At 55.9% G+C, this 261-nt stretch carries 1 protein-coding gene; it reads right to left on the bottom strand.

Annotation, left to right across the window (positions count from 1 at the left end; genetic code table 11):
- Window positions 1-261: hypothetical protein (locus RMT89_RS43850; RefSeq protein ID WP_315889337.1), on the bottom strand; the 261-nt coding region annotated here is incomplete at both ends.

Genomic DNA, 261 nt, shown 5'->3' with positions numbered 1-261 from the left:
ACCGACGGCCAAGAGGCCAAGAACCAGGTATTTCGGGGCGCTTGGGGTCAAGCTCATCGCGTCGATGTCTCCAAACCATGGACCAACAGAGACGGAGACGGACGCCCCGGCAAATGCCCAACCGGCGCGATAACTTGCCGGTTCGGACGATTCATTTGAGCGGTCGAAGGTTGGAGTGGTAATGACATCGGACTCCCCTAAGGAGAAATCATTGTTGGGTGAAGAGACCCTCAGGCTGATTTCCGTTTCGTAAGATCCAGC

This window comes from Streptomyces sp. P17, assembly GCF_032436805.1.
Lineage (GTDB): Bacteria > Actinomycetota > Actinomycetes > Streptomycetales > Streptomycetaceae > Streptomyces.
This window is presented reverse-complemented; position numbering and strand designations above follow the sequence as displayed.